Source organism: Pseudomonas sp. (assembly GCF_026224925.1).
In the GTDB taxonomy this organism is placed as follows: domain Bacteria; phylum Pseudomonadota; class Gammaproteobacteria; order Pseudomonadales; family Pseudomonadaceae; genus Aquipseudomonas.
The window spans coordinates 1-22,056 of the sequence record NZ_JAMFRV010000711.1 but is presented as its reverse complement, the minus strand read 5'-3'; the positions used below and the strand labels follow the sequence as shown (position 1 = coordinate 22,056).

Sequence of the window (22,056 nt, the reverse complement as noted above, 5' to 3'; positions counted from 1 at the left end):
TATCAGCACGGACAGCCTCAGCGCGCAACAAATTTGTAATTGCCTCACCAACAGGTTGGCTCAGGTCATTCACGCGAGCGGTCTAGCCACTCGGCCATCGTGCGCCATACACAGATGCCCAAAAAGTACGCAGACATCAGCAGCCACAACCCCATCACCATCGGATTTATATGCGGATGATTGACCACCAATGACAGGCTGCACAACAGCCAAACCGATGTCACGGCAATGTTGATCGGCATAAATTGACGGACGCGAAACGGATGAAGGAACTTCATCCGGCTCACCGTCAACAAGGCAAACCCGATGACCGTGATCAGCGTCAGCCAAGGCGGCGGAGAAATGATGTAGATGCACAGCGCGACGATGTTCCAGGCGGCAGGAAAACCCTGAAAATAATTGTCCTTGCTCTTCATGTTCACGTTGCAAAAGCAAAAAAGCGATGACACTAGAATCAGCGACACGGTTAGCAGCATCGTGTACTCAGGCAACGGGACGTAGCGGTACATGAACAACGCCGGGATAAACACGTAGGTCAGGTAATCAATGACCAGATCCAGAGTAGACCCATCGAAATTCGGCAGTACCGACTGGACATTGACCTTGCGCGCCAGCGCGCCGTCCAGCCCATCGACGATCAGGGCGACGCCCAACCAGAGTAGGCAGGCTTTGGGCTGACCGTCGAATAGCGCGATGGTCGCCAAGAAGGCAGTGACCACGCCCGTCGCAGTAAACCCGTGGGCGCCCCATGCTTTGAGCCTGGCTATGTATACAGTCGATATCACGGGGATGTTCTCCAGAAAGTGAAGCATGCAAGTTACCACCGTCTAAGCGGTTACCGGCAGAACTAGCTAATTGCAACTATCGACCGGGATTCTGACGATAAGGTTCACCGGTAACAATTGTCTCCGGTCGCGAAGCAGGGCTCGCGTTGAGGCGACTCGAGCGATCATGCCACAACAGGATTGCCACGCATTAGCTAGAATTCATAGGGTTCTCTTCATATTTTCAGGTTGTCGGGGTTGTAATATCGCCTCGACGTGGTGAAGATCTCGCCTTTATTGATTGAGTAACGAGAAGTCCATGAGCGCAGAACTGAGTGAAGAAGAGATGCGCGAAGCGCTCTTCGGTCCTTCGAGCCAGCCAGATCCCGTGCCGCCCGTGCAAATACCTGAGCCCGAGGTTGTCATAAAGCCGCTTGCGCCTAAAGCGGCGACCAAACCCCGTTCCGTGTCAAAGCCTCTTTCGCCCAAGCTTCGGGTGACGCTGCATGTGACCACTGAGTTCGAAGGCCCGGAAGAAGTGTTTATTTATGATGCGAACACGTTGAGCACGTTCGTCGCTGAGCAAGAAGCGAAAAACGAAGCTAAAAAGAAAAAGTTCCGGTATTTCGAGGTCATCTCGGTCAAGCCGATCTAACGTTCAACCTTTCAAAGACTGTTTGAATGATTTGCCTCCTACAGTGTCGACTCTATACCGCCAGCAGTTAGTGCGAATGCCTCTTTCACACCCTGCTGGCGAGCCGCAGTAAATTTGACCAGACGCGGAGTGGATGCAGAATCAATGCCGCTTCATTCACCAGGGTCGACCATGCGCCTCAATTGGATAGCAATCTGCTTGGCAACAGTTGTTTTTTTGGGGCAGGCGATCGCTGCTGAGCAAGAGCCGAGCAGCAAAGTGGCGGTGGTCAAGGCGCAAGTTCTTGAGCAGAAAGCCGCTGATAAAGAAAGCGTTGCGCCCTTGCCAGCGGCGGCCGCCATCACCAAGTCTGAAGTTCAAGCCGTCGACCCTGCTGGCGTCGCGCCAGTGGACGATGCTATCACCTGCCTGTCACGCACCATCTATTGGGAAGCCAAGGGCGGGACGGCTGCCGACATGGAAGATGTCGCCAATGTGATCTTGAACCGTATCGGTCATGAGGGCTTTCCGGGCACGATTTGTGAAGTGGTCAAGCAAGGCTCCGAGAAGAAGGCCTGTCAGTTCTCTTGGTGGTGCGACGGCCGTTCGGATCAAGTCCAGGAGGACGATCGGTACACGATTGCCAAGGAGATTGCGCGAAAAGCGCTGAACCAGCAGATCAAGGACCGAACCGGGGGCGCGATGTATTTCCACGACAAGAAGGTTCATCCGAGCTGGGCGAAGGAATACATCAAGACTGCCGAGACCGACACATTCGTGTTCTACAAGCCTCATGACGGTAAGGCGAAGTAGGCTTTCAGGGTCAAAAGCCTACTGCACAACGCTAAGCCAGGTAACGACGGAACCATTCCAGCGTCCTGCTCCAGGCAAGCTTGGCCGCGGCTTCATCATACCGAGGCGTGGAGTCGTTATGGAAACCGTGGTTAGCGCCAGGGTAGATGTACGCTTCATAGGTCTTGCCTGCTGCTTTCAACGCCTTTTCATACGCTGGCCATCCCTCATTGATGCCTTTATCCAACTCGCCGTAGTGCAGCAGCAACGGCGCTTGGATTCTGGCAACATCCTCGGTCTTGGGCTGACGGCCATAAAAAGGCACTGCGGCCGCTAACTCGGGATAAGCCACAGCCGCTGCATTGGCAACGCCACCGCCGTAACAGAACCCGGTAATGCCAACTTTTCCGGTGGTGGCGTCATGACTCATCAACCACTCAATGGCTGCGAAGAAATCATTCATGAGCTTTTCAGGGTCGACCTTCTGCTGAAGTTCGCGGCCTTTGTCGTCGTTACCGGGGTAGCCCCCAACCGATGACAGGCCATCGGGCGCAAGTGCCACGAAGCCTTCTTTGGCCAGCCGTCGAGCGACGTCCTCAATGTAAGGATTGAGCCCACGATTTTCATGCACCACCACCACACTCGGCACCTTGCCGGGGGCTTTCGCCGGACGAACCAGATACGCCCGTACCTGGCCGTTACCTTTGGGTGACGGATAGGTAATGTACTCGGCGATGATGTCTGGGTCGGTAAATTCCACTTGCTCGGCAAGTGCGTAATCAGGGCTCAGGGACGCGAGGAGGGCGCCTGCTGTCAAACCACCCAGAGTGAACACCGCCGCGCGATCAAGAAACTCCCGCCGGTTGATCTTGCCATGGGCGTAGTAGTCGTACAGTTCGAGCAGTTCAGGAGCAAAGTCTTTCGCAGTAAGGCGGGCCATGTGTGCGTCTCCTTCTGAATCATTCGATTTGAATGATTAAAGCAGTCTTTGCCACTAACCCTCCAGCGCGAGCTGGCTCGGATCAGCACCCAACATCTGCGCCAGTACCTGGACCACCATCGCATGATCCTCGCGCTGGGGAAGGCCTGAAACGGTGACTGCGCCAATACATCCCATGCCTTTGACAAACACAGGGAAGCTGCCGCCGTGGTCGGCGTAATCACGCAGGGGTAATCCCATCAAGCTGTCGAGTGAGTTCCCTTTAAGCTCAAAGGACCGGCCTACCCCATACGAGCTGAGTTCCATCAGTTCGACGACATTGCGCTTGCGTCGTGCCCAGTCGGTATTAATGGCGCAGGTGCCTGGCATTGAGTAGAAAAAAACCGTTTCCCGCAGCAGCCTGACTTCGATAGTGACTGCAGCGCCTTGCTCTTCGCAGGCGGTCTTTAAACGGGTACCCAGCTCCCAGGCGGTCGCTTTGTCGAAGCTGGAAAATTGCAGGGTTTGTTCCTGGAACGCGATGCGTTGGAGATCTTGTTTTAGGTCCATTCTGTTATCCATACCTTTTGGGTCTTCGCAGTAGATGCCGACCTTTATCGTGCATTCGCTTCAAATCGTCGAGTGTATTTCCTACTATAGCCATCTCGATAAGTGCTCAACACATGGAGAGTAGCCCTGGCTCAGACGTCCAGGGCCGTATCCCTAGAAGCTAAAGTCGACCTTGGTCCAAAGGGTTCGGCCAGGCTCATTGAGCGCTTTGTCTCCTGGCAGGCCAAAACCTGCGTCACCCGCCAGGTTCAGGTGCTCCGCGTAGTTTTTGTCGAACAGGTTGTCGACGCCGGCACTGACCTTGAGCTGCTTGCTGAGCTTGTAGCTGCCATTAACCGAGAACACGCCGAAACCGGCACTCTTGCCGAAGTCCTGGCCCACGACGTTGCCCTTTCCCTCGGCCACACGATTCTGCGGCGCCACCAATCGCCAGAGCGCACCGGCGCTCCACAGGTCTTGCTCGTACGTCAGGCCAAGTTTGCTCTCCAACGGCGGCATCTGTGGTAACGCCTGACCATCGGAACTGTTCTTGCCCCAGGCGTAAGCCAGCGTGGCATCGGTCTTCCAGTTTGGGCTCAGCCGATACGCGAAACCCAACTCGCCGCCCATGATTCGGGCGTCGACGTTCTCGGTTTGAGAGCTGCTCGTCCCCATCGTGTCGGTGCTGTAGTCAAACAAGATAAAGTCACGGACTTGCCCCACATAGGCCGACGCCCAGGCTTGCAGGTCTTGGCCGTTATATTGCGCGCCAAAGTCGAGCTGGGTGGTCTTCTCAGGCTTAACCCCGTCGAACGAATTGCGAGAGCCAGTCGGCCCACTTCCAGCAGAAAATAGCTCCCAGTAATCGGGGAAACGTTGCACGTGGCCGATGCCGGCATACAGCGTGGTCGGTGAGTCGGCCAGGTCGTATTCATAGCGGGCAAAACCGCTTGGCAAGGTGTCTGCCCGAGTATCTCCAGCAGTCGGATTGGGCACGCTCATGCTCATGCTATTGATGGACTGCCGATAGTCCTTGGCCGACGCACGATCCAGACGAGCGCCAGACACGATGCGACTGCGCTCGGCGGCGTACCACGTCATTTCGGCGAAGGCACCATAGTTGTGTTCGACGGCGTCCTTGCTCCAGGCAAACGCGTCCGTGTCGGTGTAGACATTGGTCATCATGTTGTAAGTGGAATTGCGTTCGCGGTGTTCACTGCGCAAGGCGTCAACGCCCGTCACCAGTTCTACATCTTGCCACTTCCAGGTCGCGGCAAGACGGCCACCCACGGTACGGCGATCCACTTGTGACGCCATGGGCATCGCCATCATGCTGCTGGGATCCGGCGTACGCAGGCGGAAGTTGTCCATGATGTGGTCGGCATAGTTGTAGTACACCTGCGCTTGGAGCTTATCCAGTACGCCGCCAATATTGCGCCTCTCGAACTTTAAACCGAGGCTTTCGCGCTCCAGTTGCGAACTGTCCATACCTCGGCCGCCAAGACGAGCTTCACCGTTGCCTTTGCCCGCCGTCAGTTCGACCATAGTATCGGCATCCGGCGTCCAGCCCAGCGCGACGTCGCCGTTCCACTTATCCCAACGCGATGGCACCGTGTTGCCATGTCCATCCTTGTAATCGTCAGACTGCGCCTGATTACCGACTACTCGCAGGTAGCCCTGCGGACCACCCACTGCGCCATCAAGCACTTTGTCGAAACGACCATTAGAGCCCACTAACACGCTGCCGTTAAGGCGACTGCCCAGCTCACCGAAATGTTCCGGCTCACGTTCAAACAGCACGGTACCTGCCGACGCACCCGGACCCCATTGAACGGTTTGCGGGCCTTTGATCACGGTCAGCTTGTCGAACGTTTCTGGTGCGATGTACGAGCTAGGCGCATCCATCCGAAACGGGCAGGCGCCCAGCATTAAGCCGCCGTTGGTGCGCAGATTCAGACGTGAACCGAACATCCCGCGCAACACCGGATCGCCGTTGGAACCGCCGCTGCGAATCGCCGAAAACCCGGGAATGGTTTTCAGATAGTCGGTGCCGTCGCTGGCGGGAACGGGTTGGCGAGGGTCTTTGGGGTCGGTGACGATGGTCAGTGGTGAGCTTTGCTGTACCGCTGTAATGACGGTCGGCGAGAGCACCAGCGGTGGCGGTTGCGAGTCGGCATCGTCTTCCTCTGGCTGCGCGGCGTGGCTAATGGCTGGCAACGCCAAGCTTAAAGCAATGAGCAGGGTAGGGGGCCAACGCAAACGCGACTGGGCAAGGTGAAAGAGCGGCTCGTTCTTGATCGAGTACATGGGATCTTCCGATGAAAGTCAGGTGATGGCCGAGCGCGGGAATACCCAACCAACATCGCGCGCACAGTGCACGTCGATGCTCAGTTCGGCATTCAGCGTTCAGCAAAAAGTGGTAGTGACGGTCAACGGTTGAATCGGTGGTGCTCGGCTGCGCGCCCCTGGGAATACAGGCGGCGCTACTTGCTCGGGACTAAAGAGGACAGTGAGAAACAGCGTCGGTGGAATACCCAGTCTGACGAACACCGGGTTTGATTCAGTTAGCGCCGGATGTTGGAACAAAAGCGAGCAGTAGCCGCACTTCTCCCAAATCACCCAATCATAATGCTTGCCAGACGGCGCCCGAACGGACGCCGGGCTCATACCCGGCATGTCGTCGCAGACCATCTCGCCCATGGGCATCGTCGGACTCATGCCATGAGCCAAACTTGTGCCTTGACCAATCAGCGGGCCGACAAAGACCATCAGCATGGCGAATAAACTCAGCCATGCTCCGATTTTGTGTTGGTTACGAATCACGGGTAAGTAAGCGCATTGAACAGGATGAAAGCATCAAGCATCCTGGCAATTAACGATCGGTGAGGCTGGGCGAATTTCATCGGCGGAATCTAACACCGTTAAGTGTTATGGAACACCAAGTATCTGTTGGCTCAACCCTCGCTAAAGAGCATTAGTTAAAGGCAAGGCCCAGTTCCGTTTGGCCGCAGAGAAAGTGCGGCAAAATGGCGCACTCTTGAACTACATTAGTTTCTTCATGCCAACGATATCCTGTATCGCGCTACAGCGGTTTAACGAGACGACGTAGACATGACTATCGACGTATTCACCGCTATGTTTTGAGACGGGTTGCGGTATGCAAACTGCAACTTCAAACAGGCGCCTCGGTTGGTTCTGACATCGTTATGCAGTTCTTGACGCTGGAACGATCCTGCATCCTGACGTACCAGGCGTGAAGCGCCTCGTACTGCGCAGGTACGTGCAGCTCCACGAGCCCGGCAAAGATCAAACCGCCTATGACCGTGATGTCGGCCATTGAGAAGGCCTCACCGGCAACAAACGGCTGTTTTTTTAGAATGGCGTCGAAATACTTCATTCCTTTTAGGGCTTTGTCGCGCTGACGAAAACCCCACTCGGCGTTCTGATAAAGCTCGACGTCGGGTCCAAGCCCCGGCGTGGCGTGGTGGAAGTAGACACTAATGGCGTCGAGCAGCTCCAACTCGGCGCGCTTGCTCATCATGTGGATCAAACCCTTTTCCAGCGGGGTGCTGCCGGTGAGTGTGGGAGCGCCATCAAGCGCGTCAAGGTACTCAGTAATGGCGGTGCACTCGGCAAGGAGGGTGCCGTCGTCGAGTTCCAGCACCGGCAGCGTGCCTGAGTAGTTTTTGGCGAGGAATTCGGGCGTCTTGTGCTCGCCTTTCCAAAGATCGACCGATACAAACCGCACGCGTGATTGCAGGTTTTTCTCGGCCAGCGCTATCCGGACGCGAGCCGGATAAGGGCCGGTGTGCCAATCGTAAATTGTCATCATAGGCAGCTTGCTTACGTCAAAATCGATGATGTGGGAGCTCATGGTGAACCTCTGTCTAGTTACCTGTCTGCCAGTTGGCAGGTAAAAATATAGGCGTTAAAATTTTCTCCGTCAACGCACATTTGTCGCTTAAGATGCCGAGCCATTGGAGTCGGGAGGGGCATGACGTGAGTTCAAACTATCGGGAAGCCATCTTGGCGGCCGCCAAAAGCGCCGCACAGGCGCATGGCTACAACGGCTTGAATTTCCGTGATCTCGGGGAGGTCGTGGGCATAAAGAGCGCGAGCATCTACTACCACTTCCGGAGCAAGGCCGATCTCGGCGCTGCGGTGGCCAAGCGGTATTGGGAAGACTCAGCCGCTGTCCTGGAAGCTATGTTGGCCGATAGCTCGGATCCGCTCCGCTGCTTGCACCACTATCCCGATACCTTTCGGCGGTCGCTTGAGACAGATAACCGCCTGTGCCTCTGCAGCTTCATGTCTGCCGAGTACGATGATCTGCCAGAGTCAGTCAAGACCGAGGTCCAGGCCTTTGCCGACGTCAACGTGGCCTGGCTGAGCAAAGTCTTGTCCGCAGCGAGCGTGGTCAGTGCCGAGGAGAGCGAAGGGCGGGCCCGGGCCATCTTCGCCGCCGTCGCCGGCGCTCAGCTCATGGCCAGAAGCCGCTCGGATATCGCGCTGTTTGATGCGTTGATTGAGAACTATCGGGTAGCTGGATTACTACCCGCTTAGTGGGTGTGGTCTTCAACGAGGCGTTGGCTGTTCGATGGCAGGCAGCCCAGTCCTTTAAGTGTGGCTTCAATCGCTTGATTCAGGGGAGTATGCGGCTCTTGGCCGAGCGTCGCTTGAAGGTATGTATTGTTCATTCGAACCGGAACCTTCCAGAGATATTGCATCTCAAGCATCTCGCGAAAAGTCTCCTTGAAGGGTGAGGTTAGTTTGATCAGCCACCAAGGGAAAGGCTGCAATTTAGGCAGTTTACCGCCGTGGGCTAAGACGACACGCTGGATCGCCCCCGCTATTTGCAAGCCATCGTGATCCCAGTGGCCCTCCATGTGAAATACCGCAAATGGCGTCAGCTTTTCACGCAGCGCTATTAAGTTGACCATTGTGCGTGCCACATCGGGAACATAAGCCCATTGATGGCCAATGCCCTGGGAGCCCGGAAGGTATACTTTTGTCGCCGCTTTGCCAGGCGTGACCAAGCCCTGTGCGAACCAGCTACTTCCCGAAGCAGGACCAAAGAAATCACCCGCCCGTACGATGATCACGCGGCTTCCCTGAGTGCTTGCAGATTGCAGACGACGCTCCATTTCAACGCGGATTTTGCCCTTTCGGGTATCGGGATCTTGTGGCGAGTTCTCCCGAAGAGTTGGAAAGGCGTTCGAGCCAAAGTTGTAAACAGTGCCCGGCAACACGATGGTCGCTGCTTGCGCTTTTGCCGCCGCGATCGTGTTGTCGAGCATTGGCAAAACAAGTGTCGACCAGTGTCGATATCCCGGCGGATTTACCGCATGAACGATAACTGAGCAGCCTAGCGCTGCTGCCATCACGTCGTCGTGATTCGATGCATCTCCTTCTATCCAGGTGATGCCCTTATTCAACTCCGCTGTTTGACGTTTTCCGCGTCGAAGCGCCCGTACAGCCCACCCTTCATTAAGCAGTTGACGCGCCATTTCTCCACCGATGCCGCCAGTAGCCCCCAGAACCAATACCGTGTTGTTAGCCGCCATCTCGAATTACTCCGCTGTTGATGGAGAAAGTCTGGGGTGAAGGATGGTTAAATAAAATTACCTAAATTTCTGTATCCGCTATACATTTATGCATGACCTACAACATTAGCTGGGAACTGTATCGCTCATACCTCAGTGTTCTGCAAAACGGATCTTTGTCCGGCGCGGCGCGTTCAATGGGGGTGGCACAACCGACGGTAGGTCGGCACATCGCCATGCTTGAAGAACAGCTCGGCATGAAACTGTTCACTCGCTCACAACTCGGGCTGCTGCCTACCGAGGCCGCGCTGGCCCTGAAAGCCTATGCCGAATCGATGAGGGCGAGTGCCGCTGCGATGGCGCGCGCTGCCGAAAGTCAGGGGCTTGGCATCAAGGGAGTGGTGCGTATCACGGCCAGTGAAGTCATGGGGGCTGAAGTGCTGCCGCCCATTATTGTGCGATTGCAGCGCCAATGGCCTGAGTTGAAGGTTGAACTGGTGTTATCCAACCGCTTACAGGATTTGCTGGTCCGAGAAGCCGATATCGCTGTTCGAATGATGCCTCCCAAACAGGATTCGCTCATTGCTCGAAACGTAGGATATGTGGAGCTTGGATTGTATGCGCATCAAGACTATCTCCAAGACCGCGGCACCCCACGCACCTTGGCCGAGCTGACTGAGCACGCATTGATCGGTTTCGATGAGGAAACACCATTTGTGCGCGCCGCCAGCAAGCCTCTGCCAGCATGGCGTCGGGACAATTTCATGCTGCGAACCGACAGTGATCTCGCGCAACTTGCGATGATCCGCGCAGGTGCGGGCATTGGCGTTTGCCAAGTCATGCTGGCCAAGCGTGACCCGAATCTGGTTCGTGTGCTGGCCAAAGAATTCGTGTTCAAGCTGGACACGTGGTTGGCCATGCACGAGGATCTACGGCACAGCCCGCGCTGCAAGATTACCTTTGATGCTCTTTTAAAGGAGCTGCAGCACTACGTTTCTTGAACGCGGAGTCCCAGCAGACTCAGCCCTTGGCCGCCATCGCAGTCACTTCCACGCGCATGCCTTTGACACCCAGCGCGGCCACGCCAACAGCGGCGCGAACTGGCCAGGGCTTGGCGAAGAAACGCTTATAAACCTCGTTGAAGGCGGCGCGGTCGGCCATGTCGGTGAGGTAGATGGTCAGATGTAAAACCCGGTCCATGGAACTGCCTGCTAGCTCCAACGCTACCTTGAGCGCTTGCAGGGTACATTCGCTCTGCTCGACGATGCCGCCCAACTCCAGGCTACCGTCGGCGCGGGTTGGGATTTGAGTGGAAACCAGCAGGCCGCCGAAGCCGGCGACGTCGGAGGAGATGGATTCCGGGTCGGGATCGGGGAGGAAGGTGAGGTCGTGGTTTGCCATGGGGATCTCTTGCTTGAGGTGGTGAAGGGGCCATTCAATGAGGCAACGCCTTTTGTACGGCCAGTTTACAGCGCCATCGTTGACGCGTTTGTGATTGGTTGAAAAACTCAGAAGGCTTATTCAGTAAAGAAAACGGATGGGTTAGCGCGGCGTGGGTGACTCCATTCCTTTCTCACGAAGCAGTTGCAACGTCTCGTTATCACCCAGCGCTTTCAACAAGATCGCGGCATCCATGGCGCTGCCCGAGTCCTTGGCGATACCGGCCGAGTAGGTTGTATAGCTCTGAATCTGCGCAGGCAACGGCCCAACGTATTGGGTGTTTTTCACCGCGATCAGTTCGCTGATTTGATGAATCGCGATAGTCGCTTCGCCATTCACCAGTTTGGTGCCAACCAAACCACCGTCAACCAACACCGCTTTCTTCGCTATGTCGTCGGCAATGCCAAGCCTGCTAAACAGCCCAACGAGGTAGATTCCCGAAGAACCCCCGGACGAAGGGCTGATGTACGCGACGCTTTTCTGCGACAGCAGGGTCTGTTTGAAACGCTCTACGGTTGATATATCAGGCTTTGGGGCGCCTAACGGAACCGCTACGCCAATACCGACCTTGGCCACATTTTTGAGGGAACCCTGCGCCAGTTTGCCGGTGCCTTCGAGCTTTGAAGCCAGGGTGTCAGTGAGGACCGCGACGTCGAATGCCTCCCCCGAGGCAATGCGTTTGTCCAGCTCACCGGCTGTTCCGTTGGAGATGATCAGGTTGATTGCAGCTGAGGCTTTCAGCGATGGCGCCATTTCCACCAAAATCGGTTTGAAAGCGCCTGCCGTCAGTACCTTGAGATCACCCGCGTTCGCGTTGCTGAAAATCGCGGAGGCTATCAGCGTGAATAGAATCGTCGATTTCATGTTCAACACCGTTTCGGTTGGCTCTAAGGTTGCGGCAGGCAATAGCTTACGACTTTGCTACCGTAACCGCATTGCTGGCAGCTTGTTGCGTCGTTCGGTACCGGATTCGGCCCGATGCTGAGTGCTGGCGCAACGGCGGCAGTCCATCGAGTTGGTCGGCTAGCCTATCCGTGAATATTCATCCTCTAGAGTCTGCTATGGTCTAACCACTTTAATCCTCTTGAAATCACTGTCCGTGAGGATGCGTTACGACACGCTTATCACGGGTCTGCGAATTAACGGGAATACAATGGACAAGCATTCAGAAGACAGTCCACCCATCGAACCCCAGTCCCGCGCCGAAAAAATCGTCGAGTTTCGCCGACAAAAAACCCTGCTCAAGACCGGCGCGCTGCAAGATGCCATCTTTAACAGTGCCTACTTCTCCAGTATTGCGACTGACGAGAAAGGGGTCATCCAGATCTTCAATGTCGGTGCTGAGCGTATGCTTGGCTATCAGTCCGCGGACGTGGTCAACCTGATCACGCCGGCCGATATTTCCGACCCTACCGAGCTGATCACTCGCGCAGCAGCCCTTAGCCTGGAGTTGAACACACCCATCACGCCGGGTTTCGAAGCGCTGGTGTTCAAGGCTTCCCGGGGCATCGAAGACATTTACGAGCTGACCTATATCCGCAAGGACGGCAGTCGCCTGTCTGCCATGGTGTCAGTGACTTCGTTGCGTGACAGCGCCGAGACCATCATTGGTTACTTGCTGATCGGCACCGACAACACCGCACGCAAGCAGGAGGAAGCAACCCAAGCCTTGCTCGATCAGCGCCTGCGGGATCAGCAGTTTTATACCCGCTCGTTGATCGAATCCAATATCGATGCGCTGATGATGACGGACCCCCAAGGCATCATCTCCGACGTTAATCAGCAGATGATGGCGTTGACTGGGCGCACCCGGGACGAGTTGATAGGCGCGCCGTGCAAAAACTTTTTCACCGACCCTGCACGCGCCGAAGCGGCGATCAAACGGGTGCTCAGCGAACATAAGGTCAGTGATTACGAACTGACGGTACGGGCCTACAACGGCACCGAGACGGTTGTTTCCTATAACGCCGCGACCTTTCATGACCGGGACCGCAAGCTGCAAGGGGTGTTCGCCGCCGCCCGGGATGTCACCGAGCGCAAGCGCTTCGAGCGCACTCTGGAAGAGAAAAACATCGAGCTGGAACATGCCAGCCACATGAAGTCTGAATTCCTCGCCACCATGTCCCATGAATTGCGTACCCCGCTCAATGCCGTGATTGGCTTCTCCGAAGCCCTTAAGGACGGGATGGCGGGGGACATGAGCGAGACTCAGCGCGAGTACATCAGCGATATCTTCACCAGTGGCCAGCACCTGCTCTCGTTGATCAACGACATTCTCGATCTGTCCAAGGTTGAAGCCGGGATGATGGAACTGGAGCTGGAATCTGTCGAACTGGCGAGCCTCTTGAGTAATAGTTTGCTGATTGTCCGGGAGAAGGCCGCGCTGCAGCGTATTCAATTGAAACTAGAAACTGAAACCGATTTCGGCAGTCTTGAACTGGACCTGCGCAAGACCAAGCAAATTGTTTACAACTTGCTGTCCAACGCGGTTAAGTTCAGTCAGCGAGGCGGGTCAGTAACCATGGCTGTGCGGCAGGTATCCCAAGACCAGGTAGGACGCATAGAAGGCGACTGGCCGGTCTACGGGTTTCCGGTTCCGGCCAGCGACTACCAGCGGTTTTTGGAACTAAGTGTCAGCGATACCGGCATTGGCATCGACCAAGACAACATGAGCCAGTTATTCAAGGCTTTCAGTCAAATCGACAGCAGCCTGGCGCGCAAATTTGAGGGCACTGGCCTGGGCTTGGCGATGGTCAAGCAATTGACCGAATTACACGGCGGCAGCGTTGCAGTGGCCAGTCTCAAAGGTTTAGGCGCACGCTTTGTGGTTTGGCTGCCCATTCGTCGATCTGACTCGGAGGATATGCCGTGGCCAATATCCTGATCGTCGAAGATAACGCCGCCAATATGCGCTTGGCGTGCTTGTTGCTCATCAACGCCGGGCACAGCGTGCTCTGTGCCACCGATGCGGAAACTGGCTTGACCATCGCCCGCGAGCACCAGCCCGAACTGATCCTGATGGATATTCAGTTGCCGGGAATGGACGGCCTGGCCGCCACGTCGCTACTTAAACAGGACGTGAAAACAGCGGCTATTCCGGTGATTGCCCTGACCGCCATGGCGATGAAAGAAGACGAGGAGAAAACGCGCTTGGCCGGTTGTGATGCTTACATCATAAAGCCCCTGCGCTATAAAGAACTCTATAGGGTGATCGACACGTTGCTAGAAAATAACCTGCCTCAATAGCCCCTTACTTGAGCGTTGACTATGCCCACAGCATCCGCATCAGTATTGATCGTTGACGATGAAGCGCAGGTCCGCAAACTGCTGGAAGTCTTATTACAACATCAGGGCTATCGGACGCTGACCGCCAGTTCGGGCGAGGAGGCGCTCGCCGTTGTCGGGCAGCAACCGCCCGATCTGATTCTGCTCGATATCATGATGCCGGGAATGGATGGTTTCCAAGTTGCCAGCACGCTGAAAACCGACAAAGCGACCGCCGATATCCCGATCATCATGCTCTCTGCCCTCGGAGAACGCAGCGCGCGAATCTCGGGCCTCGAAGCGGGCGCCGAGGAGTACCTCAGCAAACCCGTGGAGAGTACCGAGCTGTGGTTGCGGGTGCGTAACCTTCTACGGCTTAAGGCATCTGCCGATTACTTGAAAAGCCACAACCTGGTGCTTGAGCAACAACTGCAGCAACGCACCCTCGATTTGGAGCGGTTTCGTTCGGCGATGGATGCCTCGTCCGATGCGGTGTTCCTGATCAATCGCAGTACCATGAGTTTGATCGAGTTCAACCTCAGCGCCTGCACTGTGCTGGGCTACGCTCCCGACGAACTGCTTCACGTGGATCTCGCCGACTTCGGCGATTCCTCTATTGGCCAATTGGAAGTGTTGTACGACTTGATCATTGCCGGCGATGGCCCCACCGAGCCGATCGAAACCCGATTACGCTGCAAGAACGGCAGCTATGTGCCAGTGGAAATCCATCGTCATGCTTACAAGACCGGTGATGAGTGGATCATCGTCGGTGTCGTGCGCGACATCACTAACAGCAAGGAGTCTGAGCTGCGCCTGTTGAAGATGGCCCGTTACGACACGCTGACCGGGTTGCCCAACCGCAACTTGTTTTACACCTCCTTGCAAATGGGCCTGACTCAGGCGGCGCAGAGCGGCGGCCAACTGGCTGTGGTGACTGTCAATCTGGACGATTTCAAACACGTCAACGAAACCTGGGGTCACCTGATCGGTGATCAGATGCTGGTGGAACTCAGCCAGCGTCTGTCCGATTGCCTCAACGTCGATGACACGCTGGGGCGCATGGACGGTGACGAATTTGCACTGATTGTGATGATTCGTGACGGGCAGACAGACTCCGTGCAAATGGTCGCGCGCATTCGTGAAGCGCTGCGTACTTCCTGCCACCTTGAAGACCATGACATGTTGATGACGGCCAGCATGGGCATCGCTCTCTATCCCGATGACGGAGAAGAGGCGCACGTCTTGATCCAGCGGGCGAACACGGCGATGAACCGCGCCAAACAGGTCGGCAGGGACACCTTTCGGTTTTATACCTCGCAGATGAACATTGAGGCTATGGCGCGCCTTGAAATCGAAGCGGCACTGCATGAAGCAGTTCAAACCCAGGCTTTTCAGCTGTTTTATCAGCCCAAGATCAGTCTGATTGACGGCCGTGTATGTGGGCTGGAGGCACTGTTGCGCTGGCATCGGTCAGGCTATCCTGCGGTCTCACCCGCGGTATTCATTCCGATTCTGGAAAACATGGGGCTTATGACTCAGGTCGGCAAGTGGGTGATTGATAGCGTGTGCAACCAGATTGCGCACTGGCAGCGCTCCGGCATGGCGCCGTTGCAGGTCGCCGTAAACGTTTCGGGTTTGCAGATGTTGGAGGGTGATTTGATCGCCGACGTTCAACAGGCAATCACGAACAGTGGGATAGAGCCCTACTGGCTCGAAGTTGAGCTAACAGAAAGTTCGCTGATGGAAAACACCCCGCATACCATCGCCAGCCTGCAGAAGTTGCGGGCCATCGGGGTTAAGATTTCCATTGACGACTTCGGCACTGGGTACTCAAGCCTGGCGTATTTACGACGGTTCCCCATCGACAAACTGAAAATCGACATCGCCTTTATCCGAGAAGTGACCAGCAACCCACAGGATGCCGCCATCGCCCGGACGATCATTGAGTTGGCGCGCACCCTGAGTCTGCAAGTGATCGCCGAAGGCGTGGAAACCCACGAGCAATTAGCATTCCTGATCGCCAACGGGTGTGATCAGGTGCAGGGGTATCTTTTCAGCCGCCCGCTGCCGCTTGATGAAATAGAGGTGCTGCTGCGGGAGGCGCGGTATTTTATTTAAACCGTCACGGGATCAGTGGCAGCCTCAGGCCGCGAAAGCACGAAGCAGGATCGTTGCAAGAATAACCGTGGAGGCGCCGCCGATGCGTGTGGATATCTGTGCGAAGGGCATCAGCGACATACGATTTGCAGCCGAGAGAATGGCAACGTCACCGGTGCCTCCCAGGCCGCTGTGGCAGCACGTCACGATTGCCGATTCTATTGGAAACATCTTCATCAAGTAGCCAATGAAAAAGCCTGCCAGCGTCATAGAGATGACGACCGATGCGCAAACCACGACGTAGCCGATCGAAAACACTTTAACCACGCTTTCCAACGGCACATACAGCATGCCCAAACCGATCATCACCGGCCATATGAACGCTGCAGAGACGAACTTGTAGAACGTGTTAGCACCTTTTTCGAGCTTTTCAGGAAGCACGCGAAGGTATTTGAACGCGACCGCGGCGAGAATCATCATGACGGGGCCGGGAATGCCTACGACCTTTTCCAGCAAGCCCCCGAACACGAAAAACGCACAGATCAGCAGTACACCAGCGCCCATGAGTCGGAAGTCTACAAGCGGACTGGATTCCTCTTTCGCAGTAAACATGTCGTTTTCGGACTTGTCTCTGATTAGGGTGCCTTCGCCATTGATACTTGGGCGTTTTAGGGCAAGACGTGCCAAATACCCAGAGCAGATGATCGCAACGATATTACCGACCACCGCTGCGGGGGCGAGTTGGGCTACATAGATGTCGGGGGTCCCCCCCAGAATTGCTGAATAGGCCAGCGACAGTGGCAATATTCCTTCGCCAATTCCACCGCCGATAATCGGAACAATGATGAAAAAGAACGTGTGATAAAAACTGTAACCGAACAGCTTGCCAACGATCATGCCGCTCGCTACCGCCGCCAACGTACCGACAGCCAGCGGGACGAACATTCGCATCATTCCTTGGACGAGTACGATCCTGCTCATGCCCAGAATACTGCCAACGACTAGGCTGGCGATGACGAAGTAGAGGAAGTTAGCCTCCTTCATCAGCATCTTGGTCGCATCAATTGTGGATGCACCAAAAAAACCGAAGTAAACGAGTACCGACGGCAGCATCAAGCAAAGGATCGCTCCTCCACCGATTTCTTTCAGGATGGGAAGTTTTTGGCCTATCTGGCCGAAAAAAACGCCCATGGTCATGATGATCGCTAACCCACCGATCATATTCTTGGGCATTAAACCCAAGTGGGCTGAAAGCGTAACTATCAGTGCAATTCCAAGAAAAACAGGCAGGGGTATAACCCCGATCTCGTAGGCAAGTATCGCCCGTAGGCATCCACGAATTCCGGCGTTTGGGGTGTCACTGGTTTTAATTGGATGCTCAAGGGACTTGGCCATCTTTTTTCCTCGTGTTTATTTTTGTAGAGGATTCGAAATAAGGCTTGGCCCTTGCGGGATTGCCCTTCGTGGTCCGATGCTATACCCACACAAAATGTCGATAAACCGTTGGATCATGAGCCCTATGAACACGAATTGTGATCAATTCCCTTTGCCAGAAGACCTGAATGTATTCCTGACGGTGGTTCGCAAAAGCGGATTTGCGACTGCGGCCGAGGAACTAGGCTACTCGCCCGCCTATGTGAGCAAGCGAATAGCTATCCTTGAAGCGCTGTTAGGCACCCGATTGCTTCACCGTACTACCCGGCGAATTGCATTAACCGATGATGGAGAGCGCGTCCGAGTCTGGGCATCTGAGTTGTTGGCGAATATGGATGACTTTTTGGGTGGCATGTCTGAAGCAAAACAGACGCCCAGAGGGACGTTGCATATCTGCTGTAGTTTCGGTTTTGGCCGCAATCATGTCGCGCCAGCGATATCCCGGTTGTCGCAGCTCTACCCGAGACTGGACATACGGCTTGACGTCTTCGACCGTGTAGTAGATGTGGTAAACGAAGGATTCGATTTGGAAATTCGGGTGGGTGATGATTTGCCCGGTCAGCACCTAGGGAAGAAGTTGGTCAGTAACCGTCGAGTGTTGTGTGCCACGCCTGAATACCTTGAGCGCCGCGGTACTCCTCAATCGCTTTCGGAATTGGCCGAGCACGATTGTTTGGTATTGAAAGAGCGCAATAACGCGTTTGGGATTTGGAACTTGGCAAACGCAGAGCATCAGGAGTCGGTGCGAGTCAGCGGGCCACTGTCCTCGAACAATGGCGAGATTGTCTTGCAATGGGCGTTAAACGGTGGCGGAATTTTGTTGCGATCCCTGTGGGATGTGAAACCCATGCTTGACCAGGGACGCCTCGTGCAAGTGCTGCATCAATACAGTCAGAGCGCGAATGTATGGGCTGTTTACCCCACAAGATTAAGCCAGTCCGCCAAGCTGCGAGTGTGTGTGGAGTTCCTTGAGGAACACTTTCGAAGTTTGTCTGTGGAGTGACTTCGCCCAGTGGCGCGAATTCACCGCCACCGGCATTGGCCCAGGTAGGGGAGCGTTGGAAACCACGTGCGGTGCGAATCACCGAGCAAATGCATGAGTACCAAGGTCAGCTAGCCTTGGCATTGACTAGAGGTCACATATCCAGGGAACTTTTGACCTCCATCAACAGGCGATGGTGTGTTTGTTGTCGCTGGCAAAACCATCAGCCGTAAACCACTGTTCGCGCCGGGGATGCTGTGAGTGAGTCATTCATAACGCTGCAATTCAAGTGCAAACCAACGTAGAGTGCGCTCTCGGCCTTGAGGTAGGGCCGTCGCCAGTATTCAGCACGTTTGAATAACAAGCCCCATCAGGAGCACCGTCGTGTTTGATCCCTTACGCCACTACTTGTCACTTCACGATTTCGAAGCGCGAGCCAGGAAGATTCTGCCCAAGCCGTTGTTTGCCTACGTCTCCGGAGCGGTAGAAGAAGGCTATTCTTTTGCCGCCAACAGCCGTTCCTTTGCCCAGTACGGCTTTAAACCGGACGTGCTGGTCGATGTGTCCAAGCGCGACACGAGCCAGAATCTTTTCGGCCATCACTACAGCGCTCCCGTGGGCATTGCACCCATGGGGATCGCGGCGATCACGGGCTATCGCAGTGACTTGGTCATGGCCCAGGCGGCGGCTGAAGCCAACGTGCCCTGCATCATGAGCGGCTCGTCGTTGATCCGTCTGGAAGAGGTGATGGAAGCCGCACCAGGGACTTGGTTTCAGGCTTATTTACCCGGCAGCCAAGAGCAAATCGATGGACTGATTGATCGGGTGGCAAGGGCTGGAGTGCAGACGCTGGTCATCACCGTTGACACGCCGGTTGCTGGCAACAGAGAGAACAATGTCCGTGCCGGTTTTTCTACGCCCTTAAGGCCCAGCGTGGCGTTGGCTTATCAAGGCATCATCCATCCGCGCTGGTTGTTCGGCACGTTCTTCAAAACGTTGTTGAAGCATGGGATGCCACATTTCGAAAATAACTTCGCTACCCGTGGCGCACCGATTTTGTCCTCGAGTGCGGACCGGAACTATTCAGATCGCGGTCATTTGAACTGGGACCATGTCGCTTCGATCAGGCTGCGCTGGCAAGGCGCTATGGTGATCAAAGGTGTCTTGAATGCGGCTGATGTGGTCCGTGCCAAGGGCTTGGGAATTGACGGCGTGATCGTCTCAAACCACGGAGGAAGGCAATTGGACGGCAGTGTTACACCTTTGAGTGTGCTTCCTGAAATAGTGGAAGTCGCAGGGAATATGGTTGTGATGCTGGACAGCGGAGTTCGGCGGGGTACGGACGTATTGAAGGCGGTGGCGCTAGGTGCCAAAGCAGTTTTTGTAGGCCGCCCGTTCAACTATGCCGCCGCCGTCGCCGGTAAAGCGGGCGTGGCCCACGCATTGAAGTTGATCACAACAGAAGTGAGTCGCGACATGGCACTGTTGGGCGTGACGTCCGTCGACTCCATCCAGAGACGCCACCTTGTTATTAACTAACACGCTCGCCAAAGGAGCCGACTTCATCCCCCAAACGCACTAAGGCCTGGGCATCGGTCAGCGTTTCCAGTGTCATCGTAACGTCACGCCTGCGTGGCAAGATCTTTCATCTCCCTTGCTTTTCATTGTCTCGTGGACGAAACGCACTCGGCCCTTGAGTTCAAAAGGAAATTGGCATGAAAGGTAACGCCTCGTTGTTTGCCGCCATTGATCTTGGCTCTAATGCATTTCGGATGATGATTGGGCAACAGGTCAAACGGGATCAACAGTTCGTTATTCAAGAAGTTAAAACCTTGCGTGAGCCGGTTCGTCTTGCGGAAGGCTTACAAGGCAAAGCTTTGGATACCCTAGCGTTGGAGCGCGGCTGGGCTGCGTTGGAGCGCTTTGGTAAACAATTGAAAAACTTCGAATCCGGCCGTGTGCGTGCGGTTGCCACCAGCGCAGTACGCGAAGCCAACAATGGGGACATATTCCTGGCGGGTGCCGAGCGCCGCTTGGGGTTTCGCATTGATGTTATCTCCGGACGTGAAGAGGCAAAGTTAGTTTACGCAGGCGTTGCCCACACGATGCCCAGTGCAGAAGTGGTTCGGCTGGTGATTGATATCGGTGGCGGCTCTACCGAACTGATCGTGGGGCTGGGTGATCGACCGTTATTAACCGAAAGTATCGCCATTGGCAGCGGCACCTTCAGCAAGGGATACTTCGCGGGCGGTTACATCGACAGCCGCTCTTTGCAAGAAGCTGAACGCGTCGCCAGCGAAAAGCTTGAAAAGGTCGCCCACCGTTGTCGCAAACTGGGTTGGCAGCAGGCCATCGGCTCATCCGGTACCGCGAGAATGTTGGCAAGGATATTAAAGGCCAATGACCTGAACGCCTTCGGCCAAGACGGCATTACCTACGCAGGCCTGTTGCGTCTGTCTATCTGCCTGTTAGAGGCGGGCCACGTTAACCAGCTGAAACTGGCAGGCTTACAGCAACAGCGGTTGACCACGCTCCCAGGTGGACTGGCAGTGATGCTGGCCGTGTTCAAGGTGCTGGGTATTGAAACGATGGTGCCATCCGAGCCTGGCTTGAGACTCGGTGTTCTTCACGGCTTGATGCGTGCGCCGGGTTGCTAGCTATCCCTCAAAAAATCTCCCCCTCAAACATAACCGCGAAACTTGTTGCTCCTACAGTGCCTGAGTTGCGTCGCGATATCGGTTCGTCGAAGATGTGCAATCGAGTATCAGCCCAAGGAAGAATCGAGTGACCGATAAAGTTCACACCTACGACGTTCAGGTCACTTGGACCGGCAATGAAGGTACGGGAACATCGTCCTATCGCGGTTATAGCCGGTCGCATGTTATCGAGGCTCAAGGTAAAACGCCTATCGCCGGCTCATCTGACCCAAGTTTTCGAGGAGATACGACACGCTGGAATCCAGAGGAGTTGCTGGTTGCGTCGCTCTCGGCGTGCCATAAGCTGTGGTACCTCGGCCTGTGTGCCGAGGCAGGGATTGTGGTCTTGGCGTATGAGGATCATGCACACGGAACAATGGCTGAGGAGAGCGGTGGCGCGGGCCAATTTACCTCAGTTGTGTTGACGCCGAAGGTGACCTTGGCCCATGGATCTGAGATCGAAAAAGCTCAAGCGTTGCATCACGCGGCTCACGAAAAATGCTTTATTGCTCGCTCGGTTAACTTTCCGGTCACTCTTGAGCCAGAAACTATCACTGAGTCGCCGTGAGCGATCGTCCGCGGTCTGGCATACAATTGATGTAACTGTTTTTACGGTCAGCCGGCCATTTCCAGAACTGGCAAAGTCAGGATGACCTATGTCTATCACTGAAAAAGCACTCATGTTCCAGAGTTATCACAGCCGCAGTCGGCCGTTGATCATTCCCAACCCTTGGGATGCAGGCAGCGCCAAGATACTCGCGGCGCTGGGGTTTGAGGCGTTGGCTACAACCAGCGCCGGCTTAGCTTTTAGCTTAGGTAAAAGAGACACTGAAGGTGCTCTATCACGTGACGAAGTGCTTGAAAATGCACGACGCATTGTTGAAGCCACTGACTTGCCGGTCAGCGCAGACCTGGAAAATGGCTTTGGCGACTCGCCCGAGG

At 55.3% G+C, this 22,056-nt stretch carries 22 protein-coding genes; 12 read left to right on the top strand and 10 right to left on the bottom strand.

The window, feature by feature from the left end; genetic code table 11:
- Window positions 1-65: 65 nt before the first annotated feature.
- A complete protein-coding gene (gene pcsA, locus M0974_RS29765) occupies window positions 66-785 on the bottom strand; it encodes a phosphatidylcholine synthase (RefSeq protein WP_297845455.1) in 720 nt (239 codons plus the stop codon).
- 298 nt (window positions 786-1,083) lie between these two features.
- Between pcsA and M0974_RS29760 the strand changes: the two genes are divergently transcribed.
- Entirely contained in the window at window positions 1,084-1,419 is a 336-nt protein-coding gene (locus tag M0974_RS29760; RefSeq protein ID WP_297845454.1) for a hypothetical protein, read from the top strand.
- 171 nt (window positions 1,420-1,590) lie between these two features.
- Entirely contained in the window at window positions 1,591-2,211 is a 621-nt protein-coding gene (locus M0974_RS29755; protein ID WP_297845452.1) for a cell wall hydrolase, read from the top strand.
- A 31-nt stretch (window positions 2,212-2,242) separates the two neighbouring features.
- Here M0974_RS29755 and yghX read toward each other — a convergent pair whose 3' ends face one another.
- The 5 genes from yghX to M0974_RS29730 form a co-directional block, all read right to left on the bottom strand.
- Window positions 2,243-3,130, bottom strand: a complete 888-nt coding sequence (gene yghX, locus M0974_RS29750; RefSeq protein WP_297845449.1) for a YghX family hydrolase — start codon at window positions 3,128-3,130, stop codon at window positions 2,243-2,245.
- Window positions 3,131-3,184: 54 nt separating this feature from the next.
- Window positions 3,185-3,679 (bottom strand): heme-degrading domain-containing protein, encoded by a 495-nt coding sequence (locus M0974_RS29745; RefSeq protein WP_297845448.1) that lies wholly within the window; start codon window positions 3,677-3,679, stop codon window positions 3,185-3,187.
- Between the two features lie 153 nt (window positions 3,680-3,832).
- Complete coding sequence (locus tag M0974_RS29740) at window positions 3,833-5,965, bottom strand: TonB-dependent copper receptor (protein WP_297845447.1); 2,133 nt, start codon at window positions 5,963-5,965, stop codon at window positions 3,833-3,835.
- 99 nt (window positions 5,966-6,064) lie between these two features.
- Window positions 6,065-6,481, bottom strand: a complete 417-nt coding sequence (locus M0974_RS29735; RefSeq protein WP_297845445.1) for a DUF2946 domain-containing protein — start codon at window positions 6,479-6,481, stop codon at window positions 6,065-6,067.
- A 349-nt stretch (window positions 6,482-6,830) separates the two neighbouring features.
- Entirely contained in the window at window positions 6,831-7,532 is a 702-nt protein-coding gene (locus M0974_RS29730; RefSeq protein WP_297845443.1) for a glutathione S-transferase, read from the bottom strand.
- 125 nt (window positions 7,533-7,657) lie between these two features.
- On the opposite strand from M0974_RS29730, the gene M0974_RS29725 reads away from it, so the two are divergent.
- Window positions 7,658-8,221 carry a TetR/AcrR family transcriptional regulator gene (locus M0974_RS29725; protein ID WP_297845440.1) on the top strand — a complete coding sequence of 188 codons (564 nt, stop codon included), beginning with the start codon at window positions 7,658-7,660 and terminating at the stop codon, window positions 8,219-8,221.
- Here the strand turns inward: M0974_RS29725 and M0974_RS29720 are convergent.
- Window positions 8,218-9,222 (bottom strand): SDR family NAD(P)-dependent oxidoreductase, encoded by a 1,005-nt coding sequence (locus M0974_RS29720; protein WP_297845438.1) that lies wholly within the window; start codon window positions 9,220-9,222, stop codon window positions 8,218-8,220. The two genes, M0974_RS29725 and M0974_RS29720, sit on opposite strands and share 4 nt — an antisense overlap.
- Window positions 9,223-9,314: 92 nt before the next feature.
- On the opposite strand from M0974_RS29720, the gene M0974_RS29715 reads away from it, so the two are divergent.
- Window positions 9,315-10,202: a LysR family transcriptional regulator gene (locus M0974_RS29715; RefSeq protein ID WP_297845437.1), complete on the top strand. Its 888-nt coding sequence runs from the start codon at window positions 9,315-9,317 to the stop codon at window positions 10,200-10,202.
- Window positions 10,203-10,221: 19 nt separating this feature from the next.
- Here M0974_RS29715 and M0974_RS29710 read toward each other — a convergent pair whose 3' ends face one another.
- Together M0974_RS29710 and M0974_RS29705 are read right to left on the bottom strand one after the other, a co-directional pair.
- A complete protein-coding gene (locus tag M0974_RS29710; protein WP_297845435.1) occupies window positions 10,222-10,602 on the bottom strand; it encodes a RidA family protein in 381 nt (126 codons plus the stop codon).
- Between the two features lie 141 nt (window positions 10,603-10,743).
- The gene (locus M0974_RS29705; protein WP_297845433.1) at window positions 10,744-11,505 is read right to left on the bottom strand and encodes a substrate-binding domain-containing protein; all 762 of its coding nucleotides are present in this window, start codon (window positions 11,503-11,505) and stop codon (window positions 10,744-10,746) included.
- Window positions 11,506-11,794: 289 nt separating this feature from the next.
- Between M0974_RS29705 and M0974_RS29700 the strand changes: the two genes are divergently transcribed.
- The 3 genes from M0974_RS29700 to M0974_RS29690 are packed head-to-tail and all read left to right on the top strand — an operon-like array spanning window position 11,795 to window position 16,023.
- Window positions 11,795-13,525, top strand: a complete 1,731-nt coding sequence (locus M0974_RS29700; protein ID WP_297845432.1) for a PAS domain-containing sensor histidine kinase — start codon at window positions 11,795-11,797, stop codon at window positions 13,523-13,525.
- On the top strand, window positions 13,510-13,887 hold the full coding sequence (locus M0974_RS29695) for a response regulator (protein WP_297845430.1): 378 nt from the start codon (window positions 13,510-13,512) through the stop codon (window positions 13,885-13,887). Before M0974_RS29700 ends, M0974_RS29695 begins: the two co-directional genes overlap by 16 nt.
- A gap of 21 nt (window positions 13,888-13,908) precedes the next feature.
- Complete coding sequence (locus M0974_RS29690) at window positions 13,909-16,023, top strand: EAL domain-containing protein (protein ID WP_297845429.1); 2,115 nt, start codon at window positions 13,909-13,911, stop codon at window positions 16,021-16,023.
- A 24-nt stretch (window positions 16,024-16,047) separates the two neighbouring features.
- Here M0974_RS29690 and M0974_RS29685 read toward each other — a convergent pair whose 3' ends face one another.
- The gene (locus M0974_RS29685; RefSeq protein ID WP_297845428.1) at window positions 16,048-17,397 is read right to left on the bottom strand and encodes a 2-hydroxycarboxylate transporter family protein; all 1,350 of its coding nucleotides are present in this window, start codon (window positions 17,395-17,397) and stop codon (window positions 16,048-16,050) included.
- Window positions 17,398-17,521: 124 nt separating this feature from the next.
- On the opposite strand from M0974_RS29685, the gene M0974_RS29680 reads away from it, so the two are divergent.
- The 5 genes from M0974_RS29680 to M0974_RS29660 form a co-directional block, all read left to right on the top strand.
- A complete protein-coding gene (locus M0974_RS29680; RefSeq protein WP_297845427.1) occupies window positions 17,522-18,439 on the top strand; it encodes a LysR substrate-binding domain-containing protein in 918 nt (305 codons plus the stop codon).
- Window positions 18,440-18,802: 363 nt separating this feature from the next.
- The gene (locus M0974_RS29675) at window positions 18,803-19,957 is read left to right on the top strand and encodes an alpha-hydroxy acid oxidase (RefSeq protein ID WP_297845425.1); all 1,155 of its coding nucleotides are present in this window, start codon (window positions 18,803-18,805) and stop codon (window positions 19,955-19,957) included.
- Between the two features lie 176 nt (window positions 19,958-20,133).
- The gene (locus tag M0974_RS29670; RefSeq protein WP_297845424.1) at window positions 20,134-21,075 is read left to right on the top strand and encodes a Ppx/GppA family phosphatase; all 942 of its coding nucleotides are present in this window, start codon (window positions 20,134-20,136) and stop codon (window positions 21,073-21,075) included.
- Between the two features lie 127 nt (window positions 21,076-21,202).
- Window positions 21,203-21,682 carry an OsmC family protein gene (locus M0974_RS29665; protein WP_297845423.1) on the top strand — a complete coding sequence of 160 codons (480 nt, stop codon included), beginning with the start codon at window positions 21,203-21,205 and terminating at the stop codon, window positions 21,680-21,682.
- A gap of 88 nt (window positions 21,683-21,770) precedes the next feature.
- Window positions 21,771-22,056, top strand: a 286-nt coding sequence (locus tag M0974_RS29660) for an isocitrate lyase/phosphoenolpyruvate mutase family protein (RefSeq protein WP_297845421.1), incomplete at its 3' end; no start/stop codon positions are given.